The organism is Aquimarina longa SW024 (assembly GCF_001401755.1).
Classification (GTDB): domain Bacteria; phylum Bacteroidota; class Bacteroidia; order Flavobacteriales; family Flavobacteriaceae; genus Aquimarina; species Aquimarina longa.
Genome location: NZ_AVQK01000073.1, coordinates 1 through 3434, shown reverse-complemented (window position 1 = coordinate 3434; position 3434 = coordinate 1). Strand labels below are relative to the sequence as shown.

Annotated in this window: 4 protein-coding genes; 1 reads left to right on the top strand and 3 read right to left on the bottom strand. The window is 29.1% G+C overall.

Annotation, left to right across the window (positions count from 1 at the left end; all coding sequences use genetic code 11):
• Positions 1-408 precede the first annotated feature (408 nt).
• The 3 genes from N456_RS08820 to N456_RS24370 all read right to left on the bottom strand — a co-directional run bounded on the left by N456_RS08820 (position 409) and on the right by N456_RS24370 (position 1230).
• Positions 409-609: a hypothetical protein gene (locus tag N456_RS08820; protein ID WP_062056030.1), complete on the bottom strand. Its 201-nt coding sequence runs from the start codon at positions 607-609 to the stop codon at positions 409-411.
• A gap of 68 nt (positions 610-677) precedes the next feature.
• Positions 678-980: a hypothetical protein gene (locus N456_RS08815; RefSeq protein ID WP_062056027.1), complete on the bottom strand. Its 303-nt coding sequence runs from the start codon at positions 978-980 to the stop codon at positions 678-680.
• A 79-nt stretch (positions 981-1059) separates the two neighbouring features.
• Positions 1060-1230 (bottom strand): C2H2-type zinc finger protein, encoded by a 171-nt coding sequence (locus N456_RS24370; RefSeq protein ID WP_158447861.1) that lies wholly within the window; start codon positions 1228-1230, stop codon positions 1060-1062.
• Positions 1231-2360: 1130 nt separating this feature from the next.
• Here N456_RS24370 and N456_RS08810 point away from each other — a divergent pair.
• Positions 2361-3434 (top strand): helix-turn-helix domain-containing protein (locus N456_RS08810; protein WP_062056025.1); only part of this gene is annotated, 1074 nt, incomplete at its 3' end.

Genomic DNA, 3434 nt, shown 5'->3' with positions numbered 1-3434 from the left:
CATGTATCATCCCTATAGGAAATACTTAGTTTTATAATCTCAAAATGTGTACAAAAATCTCCTTGTAGTGGGAGTAAAAATGCTAACGGTGATCGTAGAAGATCTAAAAATATTCTTTTGGAATTCTCCTTGTAGCGGGAGTTGTTCCATATTTCATGGTTTAAGTATCACTTAACCTAGAAGTATAAATGCTAACAGGTTTTAAAACCAATGTATATTCAAAATATAACGAGTCTTTTTTACATTTTTTTATGACAGCTAACAGTATCGTTCTAAAAAAAGTCTTGTGAATTTATACAAAATCACGCGGTGCTAATAATAATAAGGCTTTCAATTTATACCCCCTATTAATTAGCCTGTTTAAAGCGTTCTAAAAAAAATAGGAGGACTAAATAATTAGGTAGTAATCTATCCAATTTTACATATATCATGACTAACGTTTTCAGTATCCACCTTTATATTCAATTCTCCTGCTTCATCGTCAAATAACTCTAGTATAGATAAGATTTCAATCGGAACTACAGTTTCAAGATCAAATAATTCCCCTATTCCAGTTTCGTTTAAATTTTTATTTAGACTATTCTTAATTATATATTTGTAAAGTTTCATACGTTGATTTTTGATGTTTTTTTATAATATTATTGCTATAGAAAATGGTTTATTCAAAATATATTGAACTAATTATGAACTCTTTTATCTCCCACTAAAACATGTAGAAAAGTAGTTCCATTGTTACAATCCCATTTCACGTTTTCTACTTCCCAACCGCTTGTATTTTCAATCCAATCAAATACATTTCTTTCTTTATCTTGGTAGGTAAATCTTTCATTAGGAGTATACTCTTTTTCAATAAAGTATGAAATATTGATAGTCTCTCCTTGTCTTGGCAGTCCTTTCTTTTTCCAATTGACTTTGATTTCACGTTCTCCTGAGTTGTATAAAGCGTTTTCACTCCATACAATGCTAAGATGTATTTTCATTTCTAATTGCTGTTTTTAATGTATTTTCCCTAAAAATGTATTCCTTAATTACCTCTTACTATATCATAATGAACACATATTATTCTAATAATTTCATACGTTGCTTATTTTCTAGTTCCCATTCACCATAGTGTTCTGGTTTCCATTCTTTACGCACTTTATGAGCTGAAATATGCCCATTTAATTGTTTGGAATTCTCAAAATGTTCCCCACATTCAGGACATATAAAAGGTTGCGCTTGAAAGCGCACACCCGCTTTGAAAGCACTATGTATTTTTATAACTTCTTTTGGGATATTTGTAGATTCTTGAAGTGAATCTATGACAGCATGTTTAATAAATAAGTGACATAAACTATATACTGTGACCGCCTGAATACAACTTAATAGGGCATAAAAGTGTATCGTAAATTATGAGCTAACATCACAAATAAATAAAATAATGATGTTCGCACCCAACCGCATAAACCAAAAATAAGAATAGCGGAATCCACACCGATTGCATAAAGCCGCGAAAACCAAGGGTTCTCAAAATGGCTGTTCGATGTAAATAGATAATTCGTATGCTGAATTTGTGAAATAAGAAGTAGACACATTGTAAGCCCTGCACATACCCTTATAAGTATGATTTTTTTCATCTCTTTCTTCAATTAAAACTAATAAATGATTATAATTTAGTTGCTATTTCACTAACAGAAAATAATATATTTCTACTAATGAAATTGATTTTTGGTGGTAGGGTTTTGTAAATTTAATAGGATAAATTCCTGAAAAACAAATTAACATTGCGTCTTTTCACGAAAAAGACACTACCTTTTCATGAAAATCCGCAAGAAAATTATGACTTAAACTCAGAGGATAGAATATTTTATGTTAATTTGTAGTGTTTCTATAAAACAGTCCTACCCCTTTTTTAATTTTATTTAGTAACATAATTACTACTTAACACATATATACATACTAACAAAATATAAATTCTTGACAAGTTCATGGGGCGAGCTATTATTACAAACATTAGGACAAAAAGGGATTATTTTTTTTATACATTCAAAAATTATCAATACGTATCTTTAATTGATAAAAACAAATTTTACACCATCACAAGACGACATATTGAATCTTCTTTCTTTAATAGCAATAAGCTAGTGGAATATCTCTTTCTCAAAGTCTAAACAGTATTTAATCACTAATTTTTGGTAAACAGAAGTCTTCTCCAGATAGCTTTGGAATGAAATCGCATGAAAAGTATGATTCTACTCTTTTTAGAAATGTTTCGATCTGTATAGACTCCTCTTTTAAAATTTACCGTAGTGGTTTTTTAGATAAAAAAAATCAAACTGAGTATGCTCTCTATTTACACTATTTAAAAAAGATTAAATCATATGTTCGGTACAGAAATGCACTTAATTACCTTTGTAATATTAATTTTTCAGGTATTAGTTTTATTTGCACAATTACTCTTCTATTTTTCCAGACCAGAGGATACATCTAGATTACGCTTTTTAACCCTTATTATTATCTATATTATTCATAACTTATTGGCAGGATTATTACCCGATAAAAGAATAGTTCTTAGCATTTATATTCAAAATATTCTAGCATATACATCAGGTATAGTGGCATGTATCTATCTAATACATTATGTTTTTAAAGAATTTAAAATTTTCTCTTTTAGTTTTATTGATGTGAAATCGCTATGCTATACTATGACAGGATCTTTTGTAATGCTTTTTATCATTCCTTACTGCGTAACTGGTCGTTTAAAACTTGCTAAGACATTATTCCTTTCAGTATCTATTATCTTATCACTTATCTTTTTTGTTCATTTAGGTTCTGCTCTAGCTAAAATATATAAGTATCAAAATAGAGAAACTAAGTATTTTAAATACAAAATTATTGGTGGGTACTTAGGACTTTTTTCAATTCCTATAATGATTATAGTAGTAGCATTAGGGGATTTTCAAACCATTCAACAATCAGTAATGAACTTTGGATTAACTATTATGATAGCTAGCTATATTATTGATTTTATTTCTCAACGACAGGAAGAATTTTTACTCTTAAAACAAATGGAAAACAAAACAACTATCCATAAAATAAATATCGCTAGTGGTATTGTTGACGATATTCTTTTCAAGCTGCAAAATTTTGAGCAGGATCATCACTACCTTACTAAAAAAATTACTCTTTCTCTACTTGCAGAAAGGTTTGGAACAAACTCCCGTTACATTTCTGAAGTTGTCAATACGCATAAACATAAAACATTCACGCAATACATTAATGATTTACGTGTCAGTTATGCCAAAGAAAAATTAGCTACAGATGAGCAATTCAGAGAATATACCATAAAAGCAATTGCTAATGAATTGGGCTATATGACACCGAAAGCGTTTGCGAAAGCATTTTTAAGAAAAGAACATATTTCAGCTTCCGAATACATAAAAAAAATAAAAAAA